Origin of the sequence: Kitasatospora sp. NPDC002040, assembly GCF_040296785.1 — a bacterium.
Lineage (GTDB): Bacteria > Actinomycetota > Actinomycetes > Streptomycetales > Streptomycetaceae > Kitasatospora.
In genome coordinates, this window is sequence record NZ_JBEOXV010000021.1 from 35,971 (window position 1) to 61,621 (window position 25,651).

Genomic DNA, 25,651 nt, shown 5'->3' on the forward strand with positions numbered 1-25,651 from the left:
GTCACTGTGGCCGAGCAGATGGTCGAGGTGCTCCGGCAGGCCGGGGTGGAGCGGGTCTACGGGGTGGTGGGCGACAGCCTCAACCCCGTGGTGGACGCGATCCGGCGGACCGACGGCATCGCGTGGGTGCACGTCAGGAACGAGGAGGCGGGCGCCTTCGCGGCCGCCGCCGACGCGGAGCTGACCGGGCGGCTGGCGGTCTGCGCGGGCAGCTGCGGCCCCGGCAACACGCACCTGATCCAGGGTCTGTACGACGCCCAGCGCAGCGGCCTGCCGGTGCTCGCGCTGGCCTCGCACATCCCGAGCGCCCAGATCGGCACCGGCTTCTTCCAGGAGACCCACCCGGAACGGGTCTTCGCGGACTGCAGCAGCTGGTGCGAGATGGTCTCCACCCCGGCCCAACTCCCGCGCCTGCTCCGGGTGGCGGTGCAGCACGCGCTCGGGGCCAGGGGTGTCTCGACGCTGGTCTTCCCCGGGGACGTGGCCGCGCTGCCTGCGGCCAACCCGACCGGTACCGGCAGCTTCCTGACCGAGCAGGCGGTGGCGGCCCCGCCGTGGTCCCAGGTGCAGGCGCTGGCCGAGCGGCTGAACGCGGCCGAGCGGGTCGCGCTGTTCTGCGGGGCGGGGGTGCGGGAGGCGCACGGCGAGGTGATGGAGCTGGCCGGGCGGGTGCTGGCGCCGGTCGGGCACTCGCTGCGCGGCAAGGAGTGGATCCAGTACGACAACCCGTACGACGTCGGGATGAGCGGGCTGCTCGGCTACGGGGCCTGCCACCAGGCGCTGCACGAGGCCGACCTGGTGCTGCTGCTCGGCACCGACTTCCCGTACGACTCCTTCCTGCCCGGGGCCAACACGGTCCAGGTGGACCACGACGCCACCCGGCTGGGCCGCCGCACCCCGCTGGAGCTGGCGGTGCACGGCGATGTGGCGGCCACCCTGCGGGCGGTGCTGCCGCTGCTGGAGCAGAAGCGGGACCGGACCTTCCTGGACGCGCTGCTGACCAAGCACTGCAAGGCGCTGGAGGAGGTGGTCGGCGCCTACACGAAGAAGATCGAGAAGCAGGTGCCGATCCACCCGGAGTACGTCGCCTCGGTGCTGGACGAACTCGCCGCCGAGGACGCGGTGTTCACCGTCGACACCGGGATGAACAACGTCTGGGCGGCCCGCTACCTGAGCCCGAACGGGCGGCGGCGGGTGATCGGTTCGTTCCTGCACGGCTCGATGGCCAATGCGCTGCCGCACGCGATCGGGGCCCAACTGGCCTCGCCCGGGCGGCAGGTGGTCTCGATGTCGGGGGACGGCGGTCTCGGCATGCTGCTGGGTGAGCTGCTGACGGTGGCGAAGTACCGGCTGCCGGTCAAGACGGTGGTGTTCAACAACGGCGCGCTCGGCATGATCAAGCTGGAGATGCTGGTCAGCGGGTACCCCGAGGCCGAGATCGACAACGGTGACGTGGACTACGCGGCGCTGGCCCGGGCGGTCGGCATCGAGGCGTGGCGGGTCACCGACCCGGCGCAGGTGCGCGAGGTGCTGGCCGAGGCGCTGGAGCGGCCGGGGCCGGTGCTGGTCGACGTGGTCACCGACCCGAACGCGCTCTCCATCCCGCCGCACATCACGGCGGCCCAGCTGAAGGGCTTCGCGCTGGCGGCGGGCCGGACGGTGCTCTCGGGCGGGGTCGGCCGGATGATCGACCTGGCCCGGAGCAACCTGCGGAACATCCCGCGCCCCTGATTTGCCTCTGGGGCAAACTGCTTGCCGCTGAGGCACGGCGGGTGTGAACTGAAGCCATGAACGTGGACCAGGAGGTCGGGGGCCTCGGCGCCCGACTGCGCGAACACCGGTCGGCCAGCCGCCTCACCCTGGAGGCGGCGGCCACCCGGGTCGGTCTCTCCCCAGCCTATCTCTCCCGGCTGGAGACGGGGCTCCGCCAGCCCTCCCTCCCGGTCCTGCTCGGGCTGGCCCGGGCGTACGGCACCACCGTCTCCGATCTGCTCGGCGAGCAGCCCGGCGAGCCGGAGCCGGTGATCCGGGGCGGTGCGATCGAGCCCGACCGGGCCGGCGGCTGGGGCTACCGGCGGGCGGGTGCGCCGGGGCGCGCGCTCCAGGCACTGCACGTCCAGGTCCCGCCCGGCCTCCAGGACGCGGTGGTAAGGGTGCACCCGGGCGAGGAGTGGCTGTACGTCACCCGGGGCCGGCTGCGGCTGACCCTCGGGGAGCAGACCCACCTGCTCGACCCGGGCGACTCGGCCCACTTCGACTCGCTCACCCCGCACTGCATCGCCGCCGAGTCGTCGGACGGCGTCGAGCTGCTCTTCCTGCACACCCTGCTCCAGAGCCCCGGCAGCAACCTCTGCCTGGGCAACCCGCACTGAAAGGGGATGCCGTCATGGCCAAGCTCACCACCGACGCGGGGCACCGGACCGACCGCCGGGTGCTCAACCGGGTCCTGATCTACATGGTCGCCACCCACGCCTTCCTGGGCTTCCTGGCCCTGCTGTTCGCGCTCGGCTCCCGGAACTGACCCCGGGTCAGAGGTTGACCAGGGTGCAGAGCGCGTCCAGCGCCCCCGGCCAGGCCCGGTCGGGCGGGGTGCCGTAGCCGATCACCAGCGCGGACGGGGCGTCCGGGACGGGCTCGGCGGCATCGGCCCGGCAGCCCGACATGGTGTTCAGCGAGAGGCCCGACCAGCCCGCGTGCCGCAGCAGTTCGGCATCGCTGAGCGAGCCCGGCGGCAGCTCCAGCACGGCGTGCAGACCGGCCGCGATACCGGTCACCCGGACCCCGGGCGCCCGCGCCGCCAGCGTGCTGATCAACTGGTCCCGGCGGTTCCGGTAGTGCAGCCGGCAGCGCCGGACGTGCCGGTCGAAGCCGCCCGAGATGATCAGCTCGGCCAGCGTCAGCTGGTCCATCACGCCGGACTGGCCGTCGGCCAGCTCCTTCTGCCGCATCACCGGCTCGACCAGCGCGGCGGGCAGCGCCAGCCAGCCGAGCCGCAGCCCGGGCGCCAGGCTCTTGCTCGCGGTGCCCGCGTACACCACCCGCTCCGGGTCCAGCGCCTGCATCGCCCCGACCGCCTGGCGGTCGTAGCGGAACTCGCCGTCGTAGTCGTCCTCGATCACGATCCCGCCGGTCTCCCGGGCCCAGCGCACCGCCGCCGCCCGGCGGTGCGCCCGCAGCGGCACCCCGGTCGGGAACTGGTGCGCCGAAGTGAGCGCCACCGCACCGACGTCCAGGCCCCCGAGCAGCTCCGTCCTGGCCCCGTCGCGGTCCAGCGGCAGCGGGACGGCGGCCAGCCCGGCGGCCGTGATCACCGCCTGCTGCGGCGGCAGCCCGTACTCCTCCACCGCGACGGCGCCGACCCCCCGCTCGCGCAGCACGCCGCAGAGCAGCCCGAGCCCCTGGGTGTAACCGGCGCAGATCAGCAGCCGTTCCGGATCGGTGCGCACCCCACGCACCCGCGCGAGGTAGTCCGCGAGCGCCCGGCGCAGCTCGATCCGTCCGCGCGGGTCCGTGTAGCCGAGCGCCTCGTGCGGGGCCACCGCGAGCGCCCGGCGCGCGGAGGCCAGCCAGGCCGAGCGGGGGAACAGCGCCAGATCGGGCCGCCCCGGCATCAGGTCGAACCGCACCGCGGGCGTCCGCTGCGGCCCGACGGGTGCGGCCGACACCGTCGGGGTGCCGCGCTCCGCCACCACCGTGCCCGACCCCTGACGGGCGGTCAGCCAGCCCTCCGCCGTGAGCAGCGCGTACGCCTCCGCCACGGTGTTCCGGGCGATCCCCAGGTCCGCCGCCAGGGTCCGGGAGGACGGCAGCCTGGTACCCGCCGCCAGCCGCCCGTCCCGGGCCGCCGAGCGGAGCGCATCCTCCAGCGCGGCGCGCAGCCCGAGGCCGCGCGCCCGGCCGGCGGAGAGATCCAGGTGCAGGTCGCCGCCGAAAGTGGCCCAGGATTCCATCGGCCCAATGAACCACACGGGCGGGCCGCAGCGCACCTAGGGTGAAGATCATGACGAACGGAACCCCTGACTACGTCCCCGCCCCCGAGCAGCGCTTCTCGATGCCGGAGCTCTCCCCCGAGTGGTACCGGGCGATGATCGGCCTGGACGCCGCCTCCCGCCCGCTGGTCGACCCGGTGATCGGCGAGCTGGTCCGCACCCTGGCCTCCAGCATCAACGGCTGCGCCTACTGCCTGGACATGCACACCGCCGACGCCCGGAAGGCCGGCGAGCAGGAGCACCGCCTGTACGCCCTGCCCGCCTGGCGGGAGACCCCGTACTTCACCGCCAAGGAGCGGGCCGCCCTGGCGCTGACCGAGTCCGTCACCCGGCTGAGCGAGGGCCATGTGCCGGACGACGTGTACGAGGAGGCGGCCAAGCAGTTCGCGCCGAACGAGCTCTCCCAGCTGCTCGCGGTGATCATCTCGATCAACTCCTGGAACCGGATCGGCGTCACCTGCCGCCTGAGCCCGGCACCGAAGCAGAACTGATCCGTCCGGGTCCGAAATCCGCCGGTCCGGGACCGGCACCAGCTGACAGGGTGAGCGGTATGACGACGACTCAGCAGGCCAAGGCCGAACTTCTGCACCGACTGCACGTACCCGGCACCCCGTTGGTGCTCGCCAACGTCTGGGACGCGGCGAGCGCCCGCCTGGTCGCCGCCACCGGGGCGCCCGCCGTGGCGACCGCCAGCGCCAGCGTCTCCTGGACCAGGGGCGTGCCGGACGGCGGCGGCCTCGACCTGGCCGGGGCGCTGGCCCAGACCGAGCTGGTGGTCCGGGCCGTCGACGTCCCGGTCACCGCCGACCTGGAGGACGGCCTGGCCGCCGACCCGGCCGGCGTCGGCGACACGGTCACGGCCCTGCTGGCGATCGGCGCGGTCGGCCTCAACCTGGAGGATGCCCACCACGGCGGAGCCGCCCCGCTCCGGCCGGTAGCCGAGGCGGCCGAGCGGGTCGCGGCGGCCCGGGCGGCGGCGGAGGCGGCCGGGATCCGGCTCTATCTCAACGCCCGTACGGACGTCTTCCTCGCGGGCGCCGGCGACCTGGACGAGGCGGTCGAACGGGCCCGGGCCTACGTCGCGGCCGGAGCCAGCGGCATCTTCGTCCCCGGTGTCGCGGACGCCGCGACGATCACCGAGCTGGTCAAGGCCCTGCCCGACGTCCCGCTGAACGTGATGGCCGGCCCCGGCGCCCCGACCGTGGCCGAACTCGCCGCCCTCGGCGTCGCCCGGATCAGCCTCGGCCCCGGGCTCGCCAAGGTCGCCTACGCCGCCGTCCGCCGCGCGGCCGCGGAGGTCTATGGCACCGGCACCTACGGCGCCCTCGAAGGCGGCCTCGAGTACGGCGAGTTGAACGCCCTGTTCGGTTAGAAATCAGCCCCGGGGGACCACCGCGTACGCGCCGCACACCGGGGTGGCGGCGGACGCCTGCTTGCCGACCAGCGGAATGCTGCCGAGCTGCTCCACGCAGGTGCCCGCCGCACCCACCGGGTGGTCCGTGCTGAGCTTCCCGCCCATGTTGTTGTCCGCCTGGGCGACCGGCGCGGCGAAGGCCAGACCGGCCATGGTGAGGGCGGCAAGAGCCGTGATCTTACGCATGGCCGGTCCAACGAGGCGTAGCCGGAACGGTTACCTCGACCTGAGCCATCAGGGGCGTTCGACGTGCCCCCGGCTCAGTCCGTGCGGACCAGCAGGGTCTGGACGCTGTTGCTCACGAAGGACGCGATCGGCTCCGGCGCCGCGTCGGAGGCGAGCCGCAGGCCGGGGAACCGGGTGAAGAGCTGCCGCAGCGCCGTCTCGGCCTCCAGCCGGGCGAGCCCGGCGCCGAGGCAGAAGTGCGGGCCGTGGCCGAGCGAGAGGTGCTTGGCGGGCTTGCGGCCGAGGTCGAAGCGGTCCGCGTCCTCGTAGTGCCCGTCGTCGCGTCCGGCCGAGGCGTAGGAGGCGATCAGGGCGTCGCCCTGACGGATCACCACCTCGCCGACCTCGATGTCCTCGGTCGCGTAGCGGAGCGGGAACTGCCCCACCGGCGAGTCGTACCGCAGCGTCTCCTCGACCACCGCCGCCCAGCCGTACCTGCCGTCGAGCACGGCCGCCAGCTGCTCCGGGTGGGCCAGCAGCGCCCGGACCGCGTTGGTGATCAGGTTGAGCGTGGTCTCGTGCCCGGCGACCAGCATCAGCAGCAGGGTGCCGACCAGCTCCTGCTCGGTGAGCCGGTCGTCGTCCTCCCGGGCCGCGATCAGATCGGTGGTCAGGTCGTCGCCGGGCTCGGCCCGCTTGCCCGCGACCACCGAGGCGAGCAGCGCGAACAGGCCCTGCTGCGCGGCGATCGCGGCGCCGGGGGTGGCCGAGCTGGAGACCAGGGTGTTGGAGAGCTCGTGCAGCTCGTCCTGCTGCTTCGGCGGCAGGCCGAGCAGCTCGCCGATCACCTGCATCGGGAGCGGGTAGGCGAAGTGCTCGCGCAGGTCGAAGTCGCCCTCCAGCCGGGCCACCCCGTCGAGCAGCCGGGCCGCCCTGGCCTCGATCGCGGGGGCCAGCTCGGCGATCCGGCGCGGGGTGAACGCCTGGGTGACCAGCCCGCGCAGCCGGCGGTGGTGGTCGCCGTCGGCGGTGACCATGCCCGGCACGGTGACGAAGTTGAGCAGCGGCCAGCCCTCCGGCAGGCGGCCCTCCCTGAAGGTGGTCCAGAGCTGGGCGTTCTTGCCCACCCGGGGGTCGTTCAGCAGCGCCTGGAGCGTGTCGTGCTGCGTTATCGCCCAGACCACCACCCCGCCAGGGAGCTCCACCAGGACCGCGGGCCCGGCCGCCCGGAGGCGGGCGTTCTCGGCGTGCTGGTCCCGGCCGAAGGGGTCGAGTCTGACGGGGGCGACGGTGGCGTCCATACGGGCCTTTCGGAAGGGGGAGTGCGCGGCGGGGTGAAGGCGCTGTAGAGCACCGGCAGCGAGACCAGGGCTCGCGACCACGGGGACGGACGCCAGGCCAGTTCGTGGCCGGGGACGGCGAGTTGGAGATCGGGGAGGCGGTGCAGCAGGGTCTCCACCGCGGTCTCCACGATCAGCCGGGCCGGGTGCTGGGCCGGGCAGACGTGCTTGCCCGCACCCCAGGCCAGGTGGGCCCGGTTGCCGCTGACCCCGTCGGCGGTCTGCACCGAGGGGTCGGCGTTGGCGGCGGCCAGGCCGAGCACCAGCATGTCGCCGGCGCTGATGTACTGGCCGCCGAGCACGGTGTCGCCGGTGGCCCAGCGGCCGGGGAAGTTCTGCGTCGGCGGGTCGCGCCAGAGCACCTCGTCGAGGGCGTCCGAGACGGTCAGCCGCCCACCCGCCAGGGTGGCCCGGAACCGGCGGTCGGTGAGCAGCAGCCGGAGCGTGTTGCCGGTCCAGTTGATGGTGGTCTCGTTGCCCGCGACCATGATCACCACCAGGTGGTGCACCGCCTCCTCGTCGCTGAGCGCGGCCTGATGGGCCAACAGCCAGGAGGTGAGGTCGGCGGCGGGGCGGTCCCGGCGCTGCCGGACCAGGTCGAGCAGGATCGCCTGGAACTCGGCGTTGGCCCGGACCGACTTGTCGCTGCTGTCCACGAAGTGGCTGATCAGCTCGACGATGTGCGGCCCGGCCGCGGCCGGCAGGCCGATCAGCTGGGTGAACACCATCAGCGGCAGCCGGCGGGCGTACTGGGCGATCAGGTCGGCCGTGCCGTCCGGGCCCCAGCTGTCGATCAGGGTGTCGGCGGCGGTCTCGGTGGCCTGCCGGAGCTGCCGGTGGTCGATCCGGGCCAGCGTCTCGGAGACCGCAGCCCGCAGCCGCTGGTGCTCCGCGCCGTCCAGGTTGAGCAGGGTCGGCCGCCAGGAGGTCATCGGCAGCAGCCGGGAGTCCGGCTTGAGCCGGCCCTCGGCGGGGACCCGCCAGCGGCGCGAGTCCTTGGAGAACAGCTGTTCGTTCCGGGTGAGTTCGAGCAGCTCGGGGTAGCCGAGCACGAGCCAGGCCTCGACCCCCGGCTCCAGCTCGATCGGGGCCACCGGTCCGTGCTGCGCCCGCATCCGGGCGTACAGGCCGTGCGGGTCCTCGGCCACCGCGGCGCCGAACAGCGGGGTGACGCCCCGGGGCCGGTCCGCGGGCCGGTGGGCGGGGCAGCCGGGTGGCGGGGAGACGGCCCCGTCCGGCGTGGGCGTGGTCACTGGAGCTCCAGAACGGCGGTCGCGTGCAGATGGTCGACGAAGTCGATCAGGACGTCGTACGAGGCCCGGCGGTCCCGGGCGTCGCACTTGAGGATCGGCACCTCGGGCAGCAGGTCGAGCGCCGTCCTCAGCTCGTCCTCCGGGTGGTCCGGCGAGTCCGGGAAGGTGTTGACGGCCACGGCGAACGGGATCCGCTGCTCCTCCAACTGCCCCAGCACGTCGAAGCTCTCCTCGATCCGGCGCGGGTCCACCAGCGCGATGGCCCCCAGCGCCCCGCGCGAGAGGTCCTCCCAGAGCGGCCAGAACCGCTGCTGCCCGGGGGTGCCGAAGAGGTAGAGCGCGAGCCGGGGGTTCAGGGTGATCCGGCCGAAGTCCAGTGCCACCGTGGTGGTGGTCTTGTCCGGCCGCCCGGTCAGGTCGTCCACGTCCGCCCCGGCGGCGGTCATGGTCTCCTCGGTCCGGAGCGGGGCGATCTCGCTGAGCGAGCCGACCAGGGTGGTCTTGCCGACCCCGAACGGTCCGGTGACCAGGATCTTCACCGCCCCCTGGACCGTGTCCGGCAGATAGGCGGGCCGGGGCTCAACGGAGTTGGCGGAGGCCAAGGAGCACCTCCTCCAGGAGGGTGGCGGGCAGGCGCTCGGCCTGCGGCACGGGGGGACGGACCAGGACGGCGCCCAGGTCCCAGAGGTCGCCGATCAGCACCTTGACCACGCCGAGCGAGAGCCGCAGGTGGGCGGCGATCTCGGCGACCGAGAGCAGCTCCTGGCAGATCGTCAGGATCCGCTGCTGCTCCCGGTTCAGGGCGCTCGGCTCCGGGGCGGTGCCCGGGACGGTGGAGACCAGGCTCTCCAGGGCCAGCACGTTGCGGCTCGGACGGCTCCGGCCGCCGGTGATCACGTACGGGCGGACCGGGCCGCTCACCGGGCGCCCCCGGCCGCATGCTCCGCCCGGGGCGGACTGGTCAGGTGGCTGCCGATCCGCTCGACCAGCACCTGCATCTGGTACGCCACCAGACCCGCGTCCACCGCCTCGCCGGTGACCACCGCGAGGTGCGCCCCGGCGCCCGCCGCCACCACGAACAGGTAGCCGCCGCCGTACTCGACGATGATCTGCCGGGTGCTGCTCTGCGGGCCGCCGAAGCCGTGTGCGACACCCCGGGCCAGCGACTGCAGTCCGGAGCAGGCGGCGGCCAGGCGCTCGGCATCGTCCCGGGCGATCTGCTGGCTGCGGCCGATCTCCAGACCGTCGTTGGACACCACGATGGCGTGCTGGACCTCGGGAACGGTGACGATGTCGGCGAGCAGCCAGCCGAGGTCAGGATTCGGGGTCATGGAAGTCTCCGGTGCGCTGGGGGGAGTCGGGGTACGGGTCCTGCTGCTGCCTGGCGGCCGAGCGGCCGCTGGCGGTGCCCGCCTGGAAGAGCGACATGAAGGCCTGCGCCTCCCGGGCGGAGCGCGGCGGCACGGGGGTACCGCCGAAGGTCGTGGCCGTCGGTTCGCTGCCGCCGCGCCGGTTGGTCCGGCGGGGCAGGCCGCCGTTGCCCGCGGTGGCGGGGGCGACCGGCCTGGTCGGCACCGAGGTGCGCTGGGCGCTGGAGGGGCCGGACGGGGTCGGCAGCGGTTCGGTGAGCAGCACGGTCGGCAGCAGCACCACCACCCGGACCCCGCCGTACGGCGAGGGGGCCGAGCTGAGGGTGACCCGGAAGCCGTACTGCTCGGCCAGCCGGCCGACCGCCGCCAGGCCGAGCTGCGGCACCTCGCCGAGTCGGGAGACCTCCAGGCCGGAGCCGCCGGCCAGCGCGGCGGCGGCCTTCTCGATCGCGTGCTCGGGCATCCCGACGCCGCCGTCGTCGATCTCGATCACGGCGCCGTTGTGCACCGGCATCAGGGAGACGAACACCTGGGTGCTGGGCGGGGAGTAGCGGGTGGCGTTGTCGAGCAGCTCGGCCACCGCGTGGATCAGCGCCTCGGCGGCCGCGCCGACCACGGCGGTCTCGATCCGGCTGCTGACCACCACCCGCTGGAACGGCAGGATGCGGGACTGCGCGCCGCGCACCACGTCCTCCAGGGCGACCGGCTCGGGCCAGTGCCGGCCCGCCCTGGCGCCGCAGAGCACGGCCAGGGTCTGTGCCAGCCGGGCCTGTTGGGCGGCCGCGTGGTCGGCGCGGAGCAGGCCCTCCAGCAACTCGGGATCGTCGTGGGTGCGTTCCATCTCGTCCAGCCCGGCCTGCTGGTCGTGCGCCATCACCAGGATCCGGCGGGCCACGCTGAGGAAGGCCCGCTGGGTAGAGGCGTTCAGCTCCTGCTCCTGCTGGACGGCGGCGCTCTCGGTGGTCCGGCGCTCGGCCTCGGCCCTGAGCTGCTCGCGGAGTTCGGCGTTCTGCCGCTCGTGCCCGGCCAGCCGGGTCCGGAGGGTGCGGTTGACCGCGCGGGAGCGGGTGGCGGCCAGGAACGCGAGGACGGCGATGGCGCCGAGGGCCGCACCGAACCACTGAGTCATCGTCACGCGGCGAATTCTAGGGTGGTGATCCTACGGAAGTATGAACGGATCTGACGTTCAGTGATCTGATCCGGTCAAAACCTGGACCGGCCGCCTTAAGACCGCCTCAGAAACCGCAGGTCGGCGGCCGTGTACGGTCAATTATCGCTACCGGCAAGTAGTTTCAGTCGATCGCCGAGGTCCGGTGCAGCAGGAGCAGCGCGACGTCGTCCGGCCGGGAGTTTCGTTCGGTCACGTTCAGAGTGAGCAGGTCGGCCAGCCGGTCCAGCCCGGCGTCCGGGGTGGACCGCTCGGGGCCGCCGGTCCGCCGGCTCCACAGCTCCAGCCCGCCGATCATCCGCTGCACCGAGTCGTCGTAGTCCTCGCCCCGGTCCTCGACCAGGCCGTCCGTGTACACCAGCAGGGTCTCGCCGAGCTCCAGCCGACCCACCGTCAGGGGGTAGCTGCCGCCCGGGTCGACGCCCAGCGGCGGCCCGCCGGGCAGCTCCAGCTCCACCGCCCGGTGCCGGGCGATCCGGACCGGCGGCGGGTGCCCGGCCCGGGCGCCGGTCAGCACCCCGGTGGCCGGGTCCAGGGTCAGGTAGAGGCAGGTGGCGAACAGGTCGGTGTCCAGCTCCGCGAGCAAGCGGCTGGTCCTGGCCAGGGTGGCCGCCGGGTCGTGCCCGTCGGTGGCGTACGCCCGCAGCCCGCTGCGGAGCTGTCCCATCACGGCGGTCGCCTCGGCGTTGTGCCCCTGGACGTCCCCGATCACCAGCCCGACCCGGTCCTCCGGCAGCCGGATCAGGTCGTACCAGTCGCCGCCGATCTGCATCCCCTCGGTGCTGGGCAGGTACCGCGCGGCCGCCGCCACCCCGGCCAGCTTCGGCAGGCTGCGCGGCAGCATCGCCCGCTGCAGCTCGGTGGCCCGGTGGTGGTGGGTGTCGTACAGCCGGGCCCGCTCCAGCGACTGCGCCAGGATGCCGGCGAAGGCCGAGTACATGGTGCGGTCCTCCCGGCTGAAGGACCGTTCGGTGGCGAAGGTGATCAGGCAGGACCCGACCTGCCGCCCGGACGCCACCAGCGGGAGCACCGCCCAGGCGGCCGGCGCCGTCCGGTCGCCGCCCCGCCGGCCCGGCTCGCTGAACAGCGGCACGGCCCGGGCCAGTGCGGTCTGCATCACCCCGGTGGACAGGTCGTGCAGGCGGCTCAGCTCGGTCCGGTACGGGCCGCCGAAGACGGTGTGCGAGATCGGCAGCAGCCGGCCCTCCTCCACCAGGTCCAGCACCAGCCCGGCCGCGCCGAGCGCGGGCCTGGCTATGTCGGTCATCGCGGTGGTCACGTCCCGGACGCTCACCGCCCGGGACAGCGTCCGGGTCAGCGCGAGCAGCAGCGCCGACCTGGCCCCCGCGACCGGCCCGTCGGCCCGGCCCGGCGCCGACCCGGCCGGGGCGCCGGTGCGGTGACGGTCGATCAGGATCCCGGCCACCCGGACCGGGCGCCCGTGGGTGTCGAGCATCACCTCGCCGTCCTCCTGCACCTGCGCGGTCGAGCCGTCGTCGCGCCGCACCCGGTAGTTCAGCCGGTACGGACCGCCGGAGGCGAGCGCCTCGGCCATCGCGGCCTGCAGGTCCGCCAGGTCCTCCGGGTGCACCAGCTTGGCCAGGTCCGGTGCGGGCGCGGTGTCCGCGTCCGGCGGCGGCTCCAGCCCGAACAGCCGGTACGCGCGGGCGTCCCAGGCCGTCTCCCCGGTGACCAGGTCGCGGTCGAACGCACCCGCCCCGGCGGCCAGCGCCGCCAGCGCCAGCAGCGGCTGCCCGCTCGGCACCCCGCCCTCCCTGACCCCGGGCACCGGCCCGTGGTGGTCGGCGGCCTGGACGTGGTCGATCAGGTGCGAGAGCCGGTGCGCGACCGCCTCCGCCAGGGTCTCCAGCACGTCGATGTCGCGGTGCGGCACGGTGCCGCGGTGGGCCAGCGCCACGGCCAGCGCACCGAGCGCCACCCCGTCCACCAGCAACGGCAGCACGGCCAGGGCGACCAGCCCCGTACCCCGGCCCGCATGGGTGTCCGGGTAGTCGGCGCTGGTCTGCTCCGGGCTCAGCAGCAGGGTCTCGCGGCGCCGCAGCGCCAGCGCGGCCGGCAGGTCCGACTCCGGGTCCACCACGCTGTACAGCTCGTGCGCCCACTCCGGCAGGCCGTGCGACGCCGCCAGGCGGAGCATCCCCTCGCCGTCGGTCAGGTACAGCGCGGAGCCCTCACCGGTGATCCAGGTCGGCCCCTCGGCCAGCACGGTGCCGAGCAGCTCGGTGGCGCTCCCGCAGCGGAGCAGCAGCCGCACGCACCGCATCGGCGTCCGCGGGCCCTGCGTCCTGGGGTCGTCCTCGGGCGGCAGCCATGGCGAGGTCAGGTCCATCGGAAGCCCCGCCCTTCCGCTCGCTCTCCTGCCCTACGTAATGCTGAACATCCTATTTGATCACCCGATATTTGGCGGTTTAGGCACACGGGCGACCGGGCCCGGGCCGGGCCTCAGGCGCCGGCGCCGAGGCGGCGGACGACGACCAGGGTCCGGTCGTCGGCGACGTTGCGGGCGACGGTGCCGAGGAGTTCGGCGGCCGGGTCGCCGCTGCCGTAGCGGAGCAGCGGGGTGGCGGCCCGGAGCAGGCGGGCGATCCCGTCGTCGATGTCCTCGCCGGGCACCTCGACCAGGCCGTCGCTGTAGAGCAGCAGCGAGTCCCCGTGGGCGAGCCGCCCCACGGTGGGCGGGTAGGGGGCGCCGGGCAGGATGCCGAGCGCCGGGCCGCCCTCCCCGGCGAGCAGCCAGCTGCCGCCGGCCTCGCGGTGGTACTGGGCGGCCGGCGGGTGGCCCGCGGTGAAGATGCGGTAGTGCCCGTCCGAGGGGTGCAGGACGAAGTGGACCGCGGTGGCGAACTCCTCGTCCCAGCCGAGCCGGGCCAGGTAGTCGTTGGCGGTGGGCAGGAAGGACTCGGGCGGCACCGAGCCGAGCAGGATCGCGAAGGCGCCGGACAGGTGCATCGAGCGGGCGGCGGCCCGGCTGCCCTTGCCGGAGACGTCGACCAGCAGCACCTCCAGCAGGTCCTGGTCGGGCCGGTGCGCGGAGAGCAGGAAGTCGCCGGAGAAGAAGGTGCCGCTGACCGGGGCGAGGGCCTGATGGAAGCGCCAGTCCAGCAGCCGGTCGGGGAGGCGGCCGAGGGCGGTGGTGCGCTCGGAGAGTTCGAGCAGCATCGAGTCGCCCCGGGTGCCGCGCAGACCGAGCCGGCTGCGGTAGCGGGAGGTCAGCAGCACCACCAGGGCGGAGGCGGCGACCACCCAGGCCGATCCGGGCGTCACCCCGAGCGGCCGGCGCAGGAACCAGCAGGCGAGCAGGCCGGTGGCGACCGCGAGCAGCAGGGAGAACTGGCGCCGGGTGTGCAGCAGGAAGCCGCCGAGGATCAGCGGCAGGACCAGCGCGGAGGGCGGACACCCGGTGGGGAAGCAGATGGCGAACAGGGCGAGCAGCCCGACCAGGACCAGGAGCAGGCCGAGCGCGGCCTTCTCGGCGGCCGGGTCGCCGTCCAGCAGCTGGCTGGACCACCGGCCGGCCGGCCCGCGTCGCAGCCGCCCGGCAAACCGCCGGGCCATCGTGGTGACTGCGGGCACCTGTCCTCCGCCGGGGCTGACCTTCCGTCAGGCCAATCTAGCGTCAGATGTCCGGTTCATACCTTTTATCGACGGCCAACGGGCCCTGCTGCCCGCACCGCCCGGTCGTTGCTACTGCCCGTCGCACTCGCCGTACGACTGCGGGCCTCCGGCGGTGACCGGCCGGAGCGAGCGGGCACCGAACAGGACCTCCAGGAAGCGGCGGCCGCTGCCCGGCTGCGGCCGGGGCGGCGCGGCGGAGGCCGGGGCGGCGAGCGGGGCGCGCTGGCCGGGGATGAGGGTGGTGGCGGGACGGGCCGTCCGGGCGGTCTGCGTCATCTGCCCACATCCTTCGTGCTGGTGACAGGCGGGATGCCTGCAGGCTGCCAGTGTCGGACGGGCTTGGCGACGGAATGGTCTCGAAAACCACCCGAACGGATACCGTTCCGACGAACTGAGGTTTACTCCGGGTCCGGCCAGGCCCGCAAGCCCTCCACCATGACCCGGACCAGCCGCTCCCGGGTCACCGTCAGATCCACGCCGAGCTGGAACGCCCCGCCCGCCGACAGCGAGGCGAAACCGTGCGCCGTCGAACGGACCGCCCGGGCGGCGTGCACCGCCTCCGACCCGGTCAGGCCGTAGCCGTCCAGCACCGCGACGATCACCCCGACCAGCCGGGCGGCGGCCCGGGTCAGGTCCTGGTCCGGGTCGGGGGCCTGCGGCAGTGCGGCGTACCGGCGCGGGTAGCGCTCGGCGTAGTCCAGGTAGGCGTTCAGCAGGGCGGTCATCGCCTCGTCCCGGCTGCGGCCGAGGACCGACTCGGCCAGCCGCTCGGCCAGTTCCTCGGTGACCCGGACGGCGATCAGCCGGCGCAGCTCGGTCAGGCCGCCGGTGACGTGCTTGTAGAGCGAGGGGGTGGCGACACCCGCCCGGGCGGCCACGGCGGCCAGGGTCAGGCCCTCCGGGCCCTGGCCGTCGATCAGCTCCAGGGCGTGGTCGACCACGGCGGCGGGGGAGAGTCCGGCCCTGGGCATCAGGCGACCTCGTGCAGGAAGGGGATCAGGGCGTCGGCGGTGGCCTGCGGGAACTCCGCCATCGGGTAGTGCCCGGCACCGTCGATCATCACCTTACGGGCCTTCAGCGCGGCCGTCTGGCGGTCGGCCACCGCGGCCGGGTCGGGGAAGTCGGGGTCCTTCTCGCCCATCAGGACCAGGGCCGGGCAGCGCACCTCGGCGCTCCAGCCGGTCGGGGCGGAGTCCCCGGTGGCGTACGCCCGGGTGGCGGCCTTGCGGCCCGGGGTGCGCAGCGCGGCGACGGCGGCGGTGCGGTACTCCTCGAAGTCGGCCGGCCGGGCGGTCGGGTAGGCCTTGCCGAGGTAGGTGCCCCAGACGGCGGGGAAGTGCACCAGGGCGGAGCCGAGCACCTTGAACAGGGCGCGCTGGACCGCGGTCGGCGGCAGGTTCTCGATGAAGGCGTCGATCAGGGCGATGCCCGCGACCCGCTCCGGAGCGAGCCCGGCGGCCCGGACCACGGTGGCGCCGGTGTAGGAGTTGCCGACCAGCGCGGCCCGCTCGATGCCGAGGTGGTCGAGCAGGGCCAGGGTGTCCTCGGTGATCGCGGCGGGGGAGTAGTCGTCCCAGGCGATCGAGGACTCGCCGAAGCCGCGCAGGTCCAGCGTGATCACCCGGTGGCCGGCCGCGGTCAGCAGCGGGCGCAGGTGCCGGTAGACCACCCGGGAGTCGAGCATCCCGGGGAGCAGCACGACCGGCAGGCCGGTCTCGGTGGCGGTGTCGTCGTAGGCCAGGCGGCCGGCGGGGAGATCGAGGTACTGGGTGGTGAAGGTCTGCGTCATAGCCATAAAGCTAAGGCTAATAGCCTTAGCCGTCAAGGGACGGTGGGATAGCGTTCCGGTGATCGCACCGCACCGAACCCGAGGGGCCGTCATGCCGTTCATCACCGTCAAGCAGCTGGCCGGTCGGACCGTGGAGCAGCGGGCCGAGATCGCCCGCGAGCTCACCGAGACCTACGTCCGGATCACCGGGGTGAGCCCGGCGGCGGTCACCGTGGTGATCGAGGAGGTCGCGCTGGAGAACTGGGCGGCCGGCGGGGAGACCTACGCCGCCAAGCGGGCGGCCGGCTGACCGCTGCGGGCGCCGCTCAGATCCCGTCCACCCGGAACGGGTCGTGCTCGGCGAGCAGCTTGTCGAGGCGGGCCTGGTCGACCCGGGAGTGGATCTGGCCGGCGTCCTGGCGGTCGCGGATCACCTTGGCCAGCGTGAACGCCGAGGTGATCTCGTAGAGCAGGCCGACCGCCAGGAAGCCGCGCATCCAGGGGCTGACCGGGAGGTAGGCGATCCCGATCGCCAGGGCCGCGGTGGCCAGGGCGAAGGAGAGGACCGCCTGCAGGTAGTAGGCGTTGGTGGTCTGCGGCTTCATCGAATTGCTCATGCCCCGAGGATCTCCAACTCCCTTGCCGCACGCCTGAGTACGCATACTCAACCGGTGGTGGCGCACAGTCACCGGGTGAACGGACAGAAGCCGCATTCCGGTCACGGGTCGTCAGAAGAAGTGGACTGCACCTCTCAAGCCGCTTGGAATCATGGGCTCCTAGGATTAACGTTTGATAACGCAGCGCGGTCGGCAACGCCGTACCAGAACGGCACCGTGCGCCGTCGCCTAATCCTCAGGACCCCGCCTTCACCGGGGGTCCGGGAGCCGGGGAACCACCGTTCCTTGGGGTGAATCGGCCGGGCCCCAACCCGGTCGTAGGAGACCTTCCTGCTCCGAACCCGTCAGCTAACCCGGTAGGCGCGAAGGAAGGAAAGGAGCGCGCCTCCGTGGCGTCGACGCACTCCCCGGCACACCCCCGTACCGACTCGGGCAGCCAGCTGCTGCTGGACCACCCGGACCCCGCCCGGCACCGGATGCCCCGTCAGCCCCGCTCCGGCGGCCCGCTGATCGGCGTCACCGCGATGACCGCCGCGCTCGGTGCCACCGCCTTCGCGGCCACCCCGGCCGCCGCCGCGCCGGTGGCCGTACCGCCCGCCGTCTCGGCCGCCGACTCCGCCGACCAGGCCGGGGAGCAGTTCCCGCTCTCCGCCGACCCGGGCCTGGCCCTCGCCGCCCGGATCCAGCAGCAGGCCGACGGGCAGCGGACCGCCGCGGACGAGTCCGCCCGGCTGGCCGCCGCGCAGGAGGCGGAGGCCAAGCGCGCCGTCCAGGCGGCCGCGGCCGAGCGGGCCGAGCAGCACGGCTCCTTCGCCCCGCCGACCACCAACTACGAACTGACCGCGCACTACGGCCAGTCCGGCTCGTACTGGTCCCACCTGCACACCGGCCTGGACTTCGCGGCCCCCACCGGCACCCCGGTCACCGCCGTCGGCGCGGGCACGGTCACCTCGGCCGGCTGGTCCGGCGCGTACGGCTACCGGGTGATCGAGACGCTCTCCGACGGCACCGAGATCTGGTACTGCCACCTGTCCTCGATCGCCACCGCCTCGGGCGAGGTCGCCCCCGGCACGGTGCTCGGCAAGGTCGGCGCCACCGGCAACGTCACCGGCCCGCACCTGCACCTGGAGGTCCGCCCCGGCGGCGCCACCCCGGTCGACCCGCTGGACTGGCTGCGCGAGCGCGGCGTCAACCCCTGACCCGAGCGGGCCCCACCGGTTCCGGTGGGGCCCGACGCGTCAGTCCTGTTCCTCGGCGGCCTGCTCGGCAGCGGCCTGTTCCTCGGCGGCCTGCTCGCTCAGGTAGGCCTCGATCTCCTCCGTGCCCGGCTCGGGCGCCAGGTCCGGGTACTCGTGCACCAGCAGCGCGGGCAGCCCGGGGACGGTCCACTCGCCGCACAGCCGGAGCGCCTCCTCGGCCACGGCCGCCTCGAAGCCGTCGAAGTCGCCGGAGAGCTCGTCCGGCATCGGCAGGCCGAGCGCGTTCAGCCCGGCCAGGTTGCGGTAGCTGCGCTGCATCAGCCGGTTCTCCAGCAGCAGCCGGGCGCCGTCGGTGGCCATCCCGATCGAGATCAGCCTGGTCCGGCCCCAGCCGCCGTCCGCGTCGATCTCGTCCAGCCCGGTCAGGGCGCCGAAGGCCTCGGCCCGCTGCTCCGCCGTCAGCTCCCGGAAGCCGTCCAGCCAGCCGCGGACCGCCGCCGGATCGGCGGTGTCCACCCCGTCCGCGCGCAGCAGCAGTGCGTACAGGCGCGGCCAGGTGACCAGGTGCGGCTGCCGGAGCAGCCCGCAGAGCAGCTCGCCCTGCCACTCCACCTCGGCGTTCAGCCGCTCCTGCCGCTTGGCGTTCAGCCGCTTGGCGGCCCGCTGATGCTCGATCAGCAGCCGCACCGCCCGACCGTACGCGCCGGGGTCGGACTCCGGCTGGACGTACATGTAGATCCGCTCGTACAGCAGCTGCTCGACCACCGGCGAGCTCACCTCGGGGTAGCCGTCGTGCATCCGGCCGTCGCCCAGTTCGAGCAGGGTCAGCACGGTGCGGAGCGCCTCCACCGGCACGGGCTCCAGGCCCTGCTCGGCCGCCCAGCGGAGCAGGTCGTCGGCACGGGTACGCGGGCTGAGCCGGAGGTCGTCGTCGTTCACCCTCGTACGGTAGCCGGTGCCCGGGCGGGGGACCGTTCACCCGGGCGGGGGTGGGGTTCTCCCTACCCCGAACCCGCCGGTGGCCCTCATGTCGGCGGCGGCCGGGATCGGGCACCTTGGAGGGGTGGGCAGTGAGCAGCACGAGCAGACCGAGGAGCCGGTGATGACCAGCCAGACCTACCCGTACGCCGAGCGGCGGAGCAGCAGGGCGCAGCCGGGGTTCTGGCGCGCGCCCTTCGCCGCGGCCACCTACCGCGAGGTCGGGTTCGTGCTGACGTCGCTGCCGCTCGCGGTGCTGGGGTTCGCCTTCGTGGTCAGCTTCTTCTCGCTCGGGCTGGGCCTGTTCGTCACCGCGCTGGGCCTGCCGGTGCTCGCCCTGCTCACCGCGGGCTCGCGCGGCCTCGCCGCCCTGGACCGGTACCGGGCCGCCACCCTGCTGGCCACCGAGGTGCCGGCCCCGGCGCCGGTGGCGCCCAAGCGGCCGGGCTTCTGGGGCGCCGTCACCGCCCGGTTGGGCGACGGCGCGGGCTGGAAGGCGGCGCTGTACCAGGTGCTGATGCTGCCGTGGAGCATCCTGAGCTTCACGCTCACGGTGGTGTTCCTGGCCGTCGGCTGGGCGCTCGCGCTCTTCCCCGCCTACCAGTGGGTGTTCGCCCGCTACACCGACTGGCCGGGCTACCAGCTGTACGACTACACCACCGACGCCGGGGTGCACCACGTCTACTACGTGACCTCGGTCCGGGACATCGCGGGCATCTCGCTGCTCGGCCTGGTGCTGGTCCTGCTGACGCCGGTGCTGATCCGCGGCCTGACCAACGTCTCCCGGCTGGCGATCAGGGGGCTGTGCGGCGGCCGCTGACGAGATGCGGTCCCACCGCGGCCGTGCTGCGATGAACAGGCCCGGTACCGGCTCCCGGTACCGGGCCTGACGCATCCTCGGGAGGCCCGGTGCACACCCCCAGCACGCTGATCACCTCCCGCCCGCTGGACGAGTACTGCGCGCTGTTCGGCCTCACCAGGGCCGCACTGGCCGCCGTGCCCGGGCCGGTGCTGGACTGCCCCGGCGGCGCGGCCGGGCTGACCGCCGAGGCCCGCGAGCTGGGCGTGACGGTGATCGCCGCCGACCCGGCGTACGCCGCCCCGCTGCCCGAACTCACCGCACTGGCCCGGGCCGGACGGGACAGCATGGCCGCCCGGCTGGCCGTCGCCCCCGAGCGCCACCTGCCCGCACCGCACCTGCGGCCCGAGCGGTACCTGCGCAGCTGGGACCGGGCCCGCCGGCTGTTCGCCGCCGACAGCACCGCCCACCCGGAGCGGTACGTGGCCGGCGTACTGCCCCGGCTGCCGTTCGCGGACGGCTCGTTCGCGCTCACCCTGAGCGCGTACCTGCTGTTCGCCTACCCCGGGCTGTTCCCGCCCGAGCGGCAGCTGGCCGGGCTGCTCGAACTGGTCCGGGTGACCGCCCCGGCGGGGGAGGTGCGGGTGTACCCGCTGCACGACGGGGACGGCCGCCCCTGCCCGCACCTGTCCCGGCTCAGGGCGGCGCTGGGGGAGCGTCAGGTCTCCACCGAGGTGAGCCGGTTCCCCCGGCCGGGGGACGGCCGGACCCGGCGGGTGCTGATCCTCCGCCGGAGCCGGGTCAGGAGGGCCCGGCCGGGCTCGGCACCTGGCCCGGGGCCGGGACGGACAGCTTCTTGAGGATCTCCTCGCCGACCACCCGGCGGCGCGAATCCTTGGGGGCGGTACGGAAGTTGCGCAGCTTGTCCTCCACCGCGAAGCGCAGGCTGCGCTTCTCCTCCGGCGTGAGCGGGAGCTGGAGCACCGCCTCGCGCGCCGCCAGCAGGGCCTGGAGCAGCTCGAAGGCGGACAGGTCGCTGCGGATCGCACCGATCACCAGCGTCAGGTTCTCGTGGTCGGGCCGCCCCTGGAACAGGGCCAGCGCCTGGACCCGGAGCCCCTCGGTCTCGGCCTCGAAGAGCCGCCGCACCTCGGCCGGGCTGAAGTCCAGCTCCTTGGCCCGGCGCACGGTCTGGCCCACCGAGTCGGCCAGCGTCTGCCGGTCGGCCGTGGACAGCGCGCGGGCCAGCCGCAGCCGGGTGAGCAGCCAGCCGGAGAGGAAGCCGAGCACGGTGAAGTACACCGCGAGCGCGGCGGCGAACGCCGATGCCCCGCTGCCGCCGCCGACCACCGGGGCCAGTGCGTCGCCCAGCTGCTCCAGTCGCCGGGGCAGGGTGCCGATCTGGGTCAGCCCGGCGCCCAGCAGGATCTTGGTGAGCCAGTCGGAGACCTGCTCCAGATTGGTGTTCGGCGCGTAGCTCGCGGTGGACGTGGTGCTCAGGTCGGCCGGTTGGGCCGCCGCACCGCTGGTCAGCAGGCGCGGGATGCCGAACAGGAACCCGGCCCCGCCGCCCACCATCATCGCGCTGGCCGACACCACCAGGCCGCCGCCGAGCGCCGCCGCCCAGTCGCCGCTGGCCGAGGCGTACAGCCCGAGCCCCAGCACCCCGGCCCCGACCACCGCGCCGAGCCCCGCCCGGGCCGCCGGTGCCAACTCCCCGTCACGTTCCAGTTCCACCGCACACCCTCCCGCCGCCGAGCCGCGCAGCGACTGTAGCGGACCGGTCAGGGGCCGGGCCGCTCCGTGCCCGTACCGTGGTCCAACTGATGCTGAAGTTCGGCTAGTTGGCGCTCGACGTCGGGCGCCATGTTCGCCACCGTGACCTGGCTCAGCCGGAGTGCGGAGGTCCAGTCCGCGAGCGCCTCCCGGAGCAGGCCCAGCTCCTGCCGGGTCTGAGCCCGGCGGACCCAGGCCCAGGTGTAGTCCGGGTCGAGCTCGACCGCCCGGGTGAAGTCGGCCACCGCCTCCTGGTGACGGCCCATCAGCCGGTAGGTCTCGCCGCGTTCGGCGGTGATCCACTGCCAGGTCGGGGCGAGCGACACCGCCAGGTCGAGATCGGCCAGTGCCTCGGCGAACCGCCCGGCCCGGCGGAGCAGTTCGGCCCGCCGGGTGAGCGCCCACCGCTGGTGCGGGTCCAGGGTGAGGGCCAGGTCCAGGTCGGCCATCGCCTCCTCGGTGCGGCCCAGCCGCTGCAGCACCCAGCCCCGGCTGGCCCGGGGCCAGCTCTGCCCGCCGTCCAGCTCGGTGGACCGGGTGAGTTCGGCCAGCGCCTCCTCGGCCCGGTCGGCGAGCCGGTAGGTCTCGCCCCGCTCGGCCCGGTGCCGCCAGGACAGCGGGTCCAGCCCGACCGCGAGGTCCAGGTCGCGCAGCGAGTCCTCGTACCGCAGCATGTTCCGCAGCAGCCGGCCGCGCTGGATCAGCAACGACGCGTCCCCGGGCGCGAGTTCGAGCGCCCGGTCGCAGTCGGCCAGCGCCTCCGCCCGCTCCCCGAGCGACTGGAGCGCCCGGGCCCGGGCGGCGTACGCCGGAGCGGAGCCCGGGTCGAGGGTGAGCGCGGCGGTGCTGTCGGCGATCGCGGCCGGGTGGTCGGCGAGCAGCAGGTGTTGGTTGGCCCGGGCCAGGAAGGTGGCCGCGCGGTGCCCGGCCGGCAGTCCCGGCTGGGTCAGCAGCAGGGTGAGCAGGGCGAGTTCGGGGCCCTCGTCCAGCCCGGCCAGCTGCTCGCCCCAGGGCCGGAGCGCGTCCGCCTCGGTGTCCAGCGCGGCCCGGGCGACGGTCTGCGCGGCCCGGCGGCAGGCCGACCCGCCGCTCCCGCAGGCCTCGACCAGCTCCACCAGCGCACCGGGCAGCGCCTGGTGCGGATTGGCGCAGAGCCGGTGGTAGGTCTCGCTCAGCCGGTACTCCAGCCAGGTCCCGTCCTCCCAGCGGCCGGTGGCGGGCAGGTCGCGCTCCAGCGCCGTCCGCCAGCCGGCGAAGGCATCCGCCAGCGCGGTGTGCTGGGACCGCCAGCCGATCGGCGACCGGCCGCGCTGCAGCCGCAGCATCGGGGTCCGCACCACGTCGTGGTACCGGACGCTGCCCGACTGCTCGCCGACGAAGGGGAGGCCGCGCAGCCAGGCGTAGTGATCGCCCTCGGCCACCACCCGGTAGACGTCCTCGTTCAGCTGGAGCGGGAGCGCGCAGGACACCGCCGCCGTCCGCCGCTGCGGGTCGGTCTCCCAGCGCAGGAACCGCTCCACCGCCGTGCCCGACGGGTCCTGCACCGCCTCGGGCGCCCCGGGCCTGGCCTGCGCGAGCGTGTCCAGCAGGACCGGCAGCCCGCCCGCCAGCCGGAGCACCGTGCCGGTCACCTCCTCGTCGGTGATCCCCCGCGCGGTCAGCAGCTGCCTGGCCTCGGTCTCGGTGAACACCTCCAGCGGCACCTCGGCCACCAGGTCCATCGCCCCGGCCCAGACCCGGGGGTCCAGCCGCCGCTGCCCGGCCAGCACCACCACGACGTTCAGCGGCAGTTCGCCGTGGCCGCCGTCCACCAGCAGCTCGCGCAGCCAGCCGTCCAGTACCGGCGCGGTCCGCTCCCAGGTGTCGAAGAACAGCGCCACCCAGGGCCGCTGCCGGGCCAGCTCGGTCAGCTCGGCCAGGAACACCGGGGTCAGCAACGGCACCGGGGTGAGCACCAGTTGGACGTCGTCATGACTGCGCAGCCGGGCGCTCAGCAGCCCGCGCAGCCGGTCCGCGCCGAGCGCCACCTGCTGCGGTTCGAGCGCCCCGGCCAGCGCGCCCACCACCGGGACCGCACCGAGGCCGACCAGGCCGACCTGGGCCGCCAGTGTGCCGGCCACCGAGGGCTCCGGCTCCCCGTCGGACGGGCCGGCGGAGGCGCCCTCCGCCTCGTGCCGGCGCTGCCGGTAGGTCGCCAGCAGCCGGTCGAACCGCTTCAACGGCCGGCCCTGCCGCTCGAACTGGGCGCTGATCGCCGCCATCGCCTCGACCGCACTGTGCACGTCGTCGTCGAGCGACGCGGTGACCGCGCCCCGCTCCCGGGCGATCGTCTCCCACTGCCGCAGCAGCGAGGTCTTGCCGACCCCGGCGTTGCCCCGGACCTGGAACAGGAACTGGTACGCCTCGTCGGCCGGATCGCGGTCGAAGTTGTCCCGGAACGCGGCCAGTTCGGCCCGGCGCCCGACGAATCCGCCCCGGCGCCTGCGCCGGATCAACTCCTGCCGCGACACCTGCGGTTCAGCCATGGTGATCCACCCCCGGCGCACCATCATGGCGTACCGGGCCCGGGCATGCAGACGGCCCGTGGGCTGCTCCTCGTGGCCCGCCCCCGGGAGGGGACGGCCGCCGAGGCACCGGGGATGTGCCGGTGAACCCACGGGCCGGGTGACTGCTGGAAATTGGCCTGCCGCCGGAGGCTGGTACCGGCCTCACTACTGCACAGGCAGGGGCGGCTCTAGCGAGCAGCCACCTCACGCATCCTGAAGGAACTCAACTCAGGATCACCTCCTTTCAGTGTGCTGCCAACTTTAGGCAGCGCCCCGGGAGGGCACAACGGATTTATTCGGGGCGGCCGTTCGGCCGTCCGCTCAGCGCTTGGTGCCGTCCACGATCAGCGGCGCACCGGTGCCGGAGCCGCACGGGCTGGCGTACACCGGGTTCTTCTCGGCCGCCGCCCGGAACGCCTCCAGGCACTTCACGGCCAGCACCTTGTCGGAGAGCGAGTTGCTCAGGATGGTGTTGGCGGCGGCCTCGCCCTCGGCGACGATCCGCTTCTGCTCCGCCTCCGCCTTCGCCGTCCGGGCCGCCTCGGTGGCCCGCAGGGTGGCCTGCTCCTGCTGGATCTTGAGGTCGATCTCCTTCTGCAGCGCCTCGCTCGGCTTCACGTTCCGCAGGTTCACGGTCTCGATCAGGATGCCGCGCGGCGCCAGCCGCTCCCGGATCAGCCGGTCGATCTCGGAGCTGATCGCCTCCCGCTTGGAGACGTAGCCGTCCTCGCTGGTGTACCGGGCGAACACGTTGCGGACGATCTCCCGGGTGTCCGGGGTGACCAGCCGCCGCTCCACCGAGCTCTCGTCCCCGGCCAGCTTGTACAGCGCCAGCGTGTGCGCCGGGTCGATCGACCACTTCACCGTCAGGTCGGCGTACAGCACCCCGCCCTGGGAGGAGCGGACCTCGACGTTGGTCTCCCCGGCGAGGTTGAGGTCCACCGGCCGGGTGGAGAAGGTGGTCACGTCGGTGAACGGGCTCTTCAGGTGGACCCCGGACTTCCAGGGCTCACCCACCTTGCCGAAGCTGACCGGCACCGCGACCTGGTAGGGCGCCACCACGCTGGCGAAGGTGCTCAGCCCCAGCAGCAGCCCGAGCAGGCCGAGCACGGAGCCGGCGGGCGTGGCCGCCCGGAAGCCGAGTGCGCCGGTGCGCTTGAGCACGACCAGCAGCAGTCCCACGACGACCAGCAGTACGGACAGGAACAGCATCGGAATCGTCAGGCCCATCTGTCGGTGCGGACGGAGTGGGCCGAGCCTAGGGTCGGGCAGGCTTACGGGGCGCCGGAATTCGGATGATGTTCCGATGACGGGCGGGTGTCCGCACGGTGGGTCCGGGAACGGCAGAAGGCCCGGCAGACGATGTCTGCCGGGCCTTCTGTGCTACTGAGTAGCGGGGACAGGATTTGAACCTGCGACCTCTGGGTTATGAGCCCAGCGAGCTACCGAGCTGCTCCACCCCGCGTCGGTAAACACGACACTACGGGAGAGTCGGGCAGAAGGGAAATCGGTTTCCGGACGGGGTGTTTCCGGGCCGCCCGGGAACGGCAGAAGGCCCGGCAGACGATGTCTGCCGGGCCTTCTGTGCTACTGAGTAGCGGGGACAGGATTTGAACCTGCGACCTCTGGGTTA

The 25,651-nt window shown here is 73.9% G+C and carries 27 protein-coding genes, 1 tRNA gene and 1 riboswitch; of the genes, 9 read left to right on the top strand and 19 right to left on the bottom strand.

Going from position 1 to position 25,651, the window contains the following annotated elements:
* Positions 1-18 precede the first annotated feature (18 nt).
* Genes ABT118_RS29250 through ABT118_RS29260 form a run of 3 tightly spaced genes read left to right on the top strand, consistent with a single transcriptional unit; the run spans position 19 to position 2,521 of the window.
* Positions 19-1,731, top strand: a complete 1,713-nt coding sequence (locus ABT118_RS29250; protein ID WP_502884714.1) for a pyruvate dehydrogenase — start codon at positions 19-21, stop codon at positions 1,729-1,731.
* 56 nt (positions 1,732-1,787) lie between these two features.
* The gene (locus ABT118_RS29255) at positions 1,788-2,372 is read left to right on the top strand and encodes a helix-turn-helix domain-containing protein (protein ID WP_350675353.1); all 585 of its coding nucleotides are present in this window, start codon (positions 1,788-1,790) and stop codon (positions 2,370-2,372) included.
* A 14-nt stretch (positions 2,373-2,386) separates the two neighbouring features.
* On the top strand, positions 2,387-2,521 hold the full coding sequence (locus ABT118_RS29260; protein ID WP_350675355.1) for a DUF6126 family protein: 135 nt from the start codon (positions 2,387-2,389) through the stop codon (positions 2,519-2,521).
* Positions 2,522-2,528: 7 nt separating this feature from the next.
* On the opposite strand, the gene pdxR is transcribed toward ABT118_RS29260, so the two are convergent.
* Positions 2,529-3,950, bottom strand: coding sequence for a MocR-like pyridoxine biosynthesis transcription factor PdxR (gene pdxR, locus ABT118_RS29265; RefSeq protein WP_350675358.1), 1,422 nt, complete (start codon positions 3,948-3,950; stop codon positions 2,529-2,531).
* Between the two features lie 50 nt (positions 3,951-4,000).
* Between pdxR and ABT118_RS29270 the strand changes: the two genes are divergently transcribed.
* Positions 4,001-4,480 carry a carboxymuconolactone decarboxylase family protein gene (locus tag ABT118_RS29270; RefSeq protein WP_350675360.1) on the top strand — a complete coding sequence of 160 codons (480 nt, stop codon included), beginning with the start codon at positions 4,001-4,003 and terminating at the stop codon, positions 4,478-4,480.
* 59 nt (positions 4,481-4,539) lie between these two features.
* Positions 4,540-5,361, top strand: coding sequence for an isocitrate lyase/PEP mutase family protein (locus tag ABT118_RS29275; protein ID WP_350675362.1), 822 nt, complete (start codon positions 4,540-4,542; stop codon positions 5,359-5,361).
* 3 nt (positions 5,362-5,364) lie between these two features.
* Here the strand turns inward: ABT118_RS29275 and ABT118_RS29280 are convergent, their stop codons facing one another.
* The 12 genes from ABT118_RS29280 to ABT118_RS29335 all read right to left on the bottom strand — a co-directional run bounded on the left by ABT118_RS29280 (position 5,365) and on the right by ABT118_RS29335 (position 16,130).
* Entirely contained in the window at positions 5,365-5,589 is a 225-nt protein-coding gene (locus ABT118_RS29280) for a hypothetical protein (protein WP_350675364.1), read from the bottom strand.
* Positions 5,590-5,663: 74 nt separating this feature from the next.
* Positions 5,664-6,773, bottom strand: a complete 1,110-nt coding sequence (locus ABT118_RS29285; RefSeq protein WP_350675366.1) for a cytochrome P450 family protein — start codon at positions 6,771-6,773, stop codon at positions 5,664-5,666.
* The gene (locus tag ABT118_RS29290) at positions 6,737-8,161 is read right to left on the bottom strand and encodes a cytochrome P450 (protein ID WP_350675369.1); all 1,425 of its coding nucleotides are present in this window, start codon (positions 8,159-8,161) and stop codon (positions 6,737-6,739) included. Before ABT118_RS29290 ends, ABT118_RS29285 begins: the two co-directional genes overlap by 37 nt.
* The gene (locus tag ABT118_RS29295) at positions 8,158-8,763 is read right to left on the bottom strand and encodes a GTP-binding protein (protein WP_350675371.1); all 606 of its coding nucleotides are present in this window, start codon (positions 8,761-8,763) and stop codon (positions 8,158-8,160) included. The genes ABT118_RS29290 and ABT118_RS29295 overlap by 4 nt, the downstream gene beginning before the upstream one ends.
* The gene (locus ABT118_RS29300; RefSeq protein ID WP_350675373.1) at positions 8,741-9,082 is read right to left on the bottom strand and encodes a DUF742 domain-containing protein; all 342 of its coding nucleotides are present in this window, start codon (positions 9,080-9,082) and stop codon (positions 8,741-8,743) included. The genes ABT118_RS29295 and ABT118_RS29300 overlap by 23 nt, the downstream gene beginning before the upstream one ends.
* Entirely contained in the window at positions 9,079-9,492 is a 414-nt protein-coding gene (locus ABT118_RS29305; protein WP_350675375.1) for a roadblock/LC7 domain-containing protein, read from the bottom strand. Before ABT118_RS29305 ends, ABT118_RS29300 begins: the two co-directional genes overlap by 4 nt.
* Complete coding sequence (locus ABT118_RS29310) at positions 9,476-10,660, bottom strand: ATP-binding protein (RefSeq protein ID WP_350675435.1); 1,185 nt, start codon at positions 10,658-10,660, stop codon at positions 9,476-9,478. Before ABT118_RS29310 ends, ABT118_RS29305 begins: the two co-directional genes overlap by 17 nt.
* Positions 10,661-10,823: 163 nt before the next feature.
* Complete coding sequence (locus ABT118_RS29315) at positions 10,824-13,049, bottom strand: SpoIIE family protein phosphatase (RefSeq protein WP_350675378.1); 2,226 nt, start codon at positions 13,047-13,049, stop codon at positions 10,824-10,826.
* A gap of 113 nt (positions 13,050-13,162) precedes the next feature.
* On the bottom strand, positions 13,163-14,293 hold the full coding sequence (locus tag ABT118_RS29320; RefSeq protein WP_350675380.1) for a PP2C family protein-serine/threonine phosphatase: 1,131 nt from the start codon (positions 14,291-14,293) through the stop codon (positions 13,163-13,165).
* Between the two features lie 111 nt (positions 14,294-14,404).
* Positions 14,405-14,611, bottom strand: a complete 207-nt coding sequence (locus ABT118_RS29325) for a hypothetical protein (RefSeq protein ID WP_350675382.1) — start codon at positions 14,609-14,611, stop codon at positions 14,405-14,407.
* A 122-nt stretch (positions 14,612-14,733) separates the two neighbouring features.
* The gene (locus tag ABT118_RS29330) at positions 14,734-15,306 is read right to left on the bottom strand and encodes a TetR/AcrR family transcriptional regulator (protein ID WP_350675385.1); all 573 of its coding nucleotides are present in this window, start codon (positions 15,304-15,306) and stop codon (positions 14,734-14,736) included.
* Positions 15,306-16,130: an alpha/beta fold hydrolase gene (locus ABT118_RS29335; protein WP_350675387.1), complete on the bottom strand. Its 825-nt coding sequence runs from the start codon at positions 16,128-16,130 to the stop codon at positions 15,306-15,308. The genes ABT118_RS29330 and ABT118_RS29335 overlap by 1 nt, the downstream gene beginning before the upstream one ends.
* 52 nt (positions 16,131-16,182) lie before the next feature.
* Here ABT118_RS29335 and ABT118_RS29340 point away from each other — a divergent pair, with 52 nt between their 5' ends.
* On the top strand, positions 16,183-16,413 hold the full coding sequence (locus ABT118_RS29340; protein ID WP_350675389.1) for a tautomerase family protein: 231 nt from the start codon (positions 16,183-16,185) through the stop codon (positions 16,411-16,413).
* Between the two features lie 16 nt (positions 16,414-16,429).
* Here the strand turns inward: ABT118_RS29340 and ABT118_RS29345 are convergent, their stop codons facing one another.
* Entirely contained in the window at positions 16,430-16,720 is a 291-nt protein-coding gene (locus ABT118_RS29345; RefSeq protein ID WP_350675391.1) for a YiaA/YiaB family inner membrane protein, read from the bottom strand.
* 215 nt (positions 16,721-16,935) lie between these two features.
* A riboswitch (cyclic di-AMP (ydaO/yuaA leader) is annotated at positions 16,936-17,097 on the top strand.
* A gap of 12 nt (positions 17,098-17,109) precedes the next feature.
* Here ABT118_RS29345 and ABT118_RS29350 point away from each other — a divergent pair.
* A complete protein-coding gene (locus ABT118_RS29350) occupies positions 17,110-17,919 on the top strand; it encodes a M23 family metallopeptidase (RefSeq protein WP_350675393.1) in 810 nt (269 codons plus the stop codon).
* Positions 17,920-17,958: 39 nt separating this feature from the next.
* Here ABT118_RS29350 and ABT118_RS29355 read toward each other — a convergent pair whose 3' ends face one another.
* Positions 17,959-18,858: a hypothetical protein gene (locus ABT118_RS29355; RefSeq protein WP_350675395.1), complete on the bottom strand. Its 900-nt coding sequence runs from the start codon at positions 18,856-18,858 to the stop codon at positions 17,959-17,961.
* A 124-nt stretch (positions 18,859-18,982) separates the two neighbouring features.
* Between ABT118_RS29355 and ABT118_RS29360 the strand changes: the two genes are divergently transcribed.
* Positions 18,983-19,717, top strand: a complete 735-nt coding sequence (locus ABT118_RS29360) for a sensor domain-containing protein (RefSeq protein ID WP_350675398.1) — start codon at positions 18,983-18,985, stop codon at positions 19,715-19,717.
* 89 nt (positions 19,718-19,806) lie between these two features.
* A complete protein-coding gene (locus ABT118_RS29365; RefSeq protein WP_350675400.1) occupies positions 19,807-20,556 on the top strand; it encodes a hypothetical protein in 750 nt (249 codons plus the stop codon).
* Here ABT118_RS29365 and ABT118_RS29370 read toward each other — a convergent pair.
* From ABT118_RS29370 to ABT118_RS29385, 4 genes are all read right to left on the bottom strand, one after another.
* Complete coding sequence (locus ABT118_RS29370) at positions 20,498-21,433, bottom strand: hypothetical protein (protein ID WP_350675402.1); 936 nt, start codon at positions 21,431-21,433, stop codon at positions 20,498-20,500. The two genes, ABT118_RS29365 and ABT118_RS29370, sit on opposite strands and share 59 nt — an antisense overlap.
* A gap of 47 nt (positions 21,434-21,480) precedes the next feature.
* Complete coding sequence (locus tag ABT118_RS29375) at positions 21,481-23,997, bottom strand: tetratricopeptide repeat protein (RefSeq protein ID WP_350675404.1); 2,517 nt, start codon at positions 23,995-23,997, stop codon at positions 21,481-21,483.
* Positions 23,998-24,339: 342 nt separating this feature from the next.
* A complete protein-coding gene (locus tag ABT118_RS29380) occupies positions 24,340-25,248 on the bottom strand; it encodes a prohibitin family protein (protein ID WP_350675406.1) in 909 nt (302 codons plus the stop codon).
* 161 nt (positions 25,249-25,409) lie between these two features.
* A tRNA-Met gene (locus tag ABT118_RS29385) sits at positions 25,410-25,483 on the bottom strand.
* Positions 25,484-25,651 lie beyond the last annotated feature (168 nt).

What these genes read in the sequence shown, in the direction of transcription:
- ABT118_RS29250 (WP_502884714.1), top strand. Translation starts at nt 19, where the DNA reads ATGGTCGAGGTGCTCCGGCAGGCCGGGGTGGAGCGGGTCTACGGGGTG.
- ABT118_RS29255 (WP_350675353.1), top strand. Translation starts at nt 1,788, where the DNA reads ATGAACGTGGACCAGGAGGTCGGGGGCCTCGGCGCCCGACTGCGCGAA.
- ABT118_RS29260 (WP_350675355.1), top strand. Translation starts at nt 2,387, where the DNA reads ATGGCCAAGCTCACCACCGACGCGGGGCACCGGACCGACCGCCGGGTG.
- pdxR (WP_350675358.1), bottom strand. Translation starts at nt 3,950, where the DNA reads ATGGAATCCTGGGCCACTTTCGGCGGCGACCTGCACCTGGATCTCTCC.
- ABT118_RS29270 (WP_350675360.1), top strand. Translation starts at nt 4,001, where the DNA reads ATGACGAACGGAACCCCTGACTACGTCCCCGCCCCCGAGCAGCGCTTC.
- ABT118_RS29275 (WP_350675362.1), top strand. Translation starts at nt 4,540, where the DNA reads ATGACGACGACTCAGCAGGCCAAGGCCGAACTTCTGCACCGACTGCAC.
- ABT118_RS29280 (WP_350675364.1), bottom strand. Translation starts at nt 5,589, where the DNA reads ATGCGTAAGATCACGGCTCTTGCCGCCCTCACCATGGCCGGTCTGGCC.
- ABT118_RS29305 (WP_350675375.1), bottom strand. Translation starts at nt 9,492, where the DNA reads ATGACCCCGAATCCTGACCTCGGCTGGCTGCTCGCCGACATCGTCACC.
- ABT118_RS29310 (WP_350675435.1), bottom strand. Translation starts at nt 10,660, where the DNA reads ATGACTCAGTGGTTCGGTGCGGCCCTCGGCGCCATCGCCGTCCTCGCG.
- ABT118_RS29315 (WP_350675378.1), bottom strand. Translation starts at nt 13,049, where the DNA reads ATGGACCTGACCTCGCCATGGCTGCCGCCCGAGGACGACCCCAGGACG.
- ABT118_RS29325 (WP_350675382.1), bottom strand. Translation starts at nt 14,611, where the DNA reads ATGACGCAGACCGCCCGGACGGCCCGTCCCGCCACCACCCTCATCCCC.
- ABT118_RS29330 (WP_350675385.1), bottom strand. Translation starts at nt 15,306, where the DNA reads ATGCCCAGGGCCGGACTCTCCCCCGCCGCCGTGGTCGACCACGCCCTG.
- ABT118_RS29335 (WP_350675387.1), bottom strand. Translation starts at nt 16,130, where the DNA reads ATGGCTATGACGCAGACCTTCACCACCCAGTACCTCGATCTCCCCGCC.
- ABT118_RS29345 (WP_350675391.1), bottom strand. Translation starts at nt 16,720, where the DNA reads ATGAGCAATTCGATGAAGCCGCAGACCACCAACGCCTACTACCTGCAG.
- ABT118_RS29375 (WP_350675404.1), bottom strand. Translation starts at nt 23,997, where the DNA reads ATGGCTGAACCGCAGGTGTCGCGGCAGGAGTTGATCCGGCGCAGGCGC.
- ABT118_RS29380 (WP_350675406.1), bottom strand. Translation starts at nt 25,248, where the DNA reads ATGGGCCTGACGATTCCGATGCTGTTCCTGTCCGTACTGCTGGTCGTC.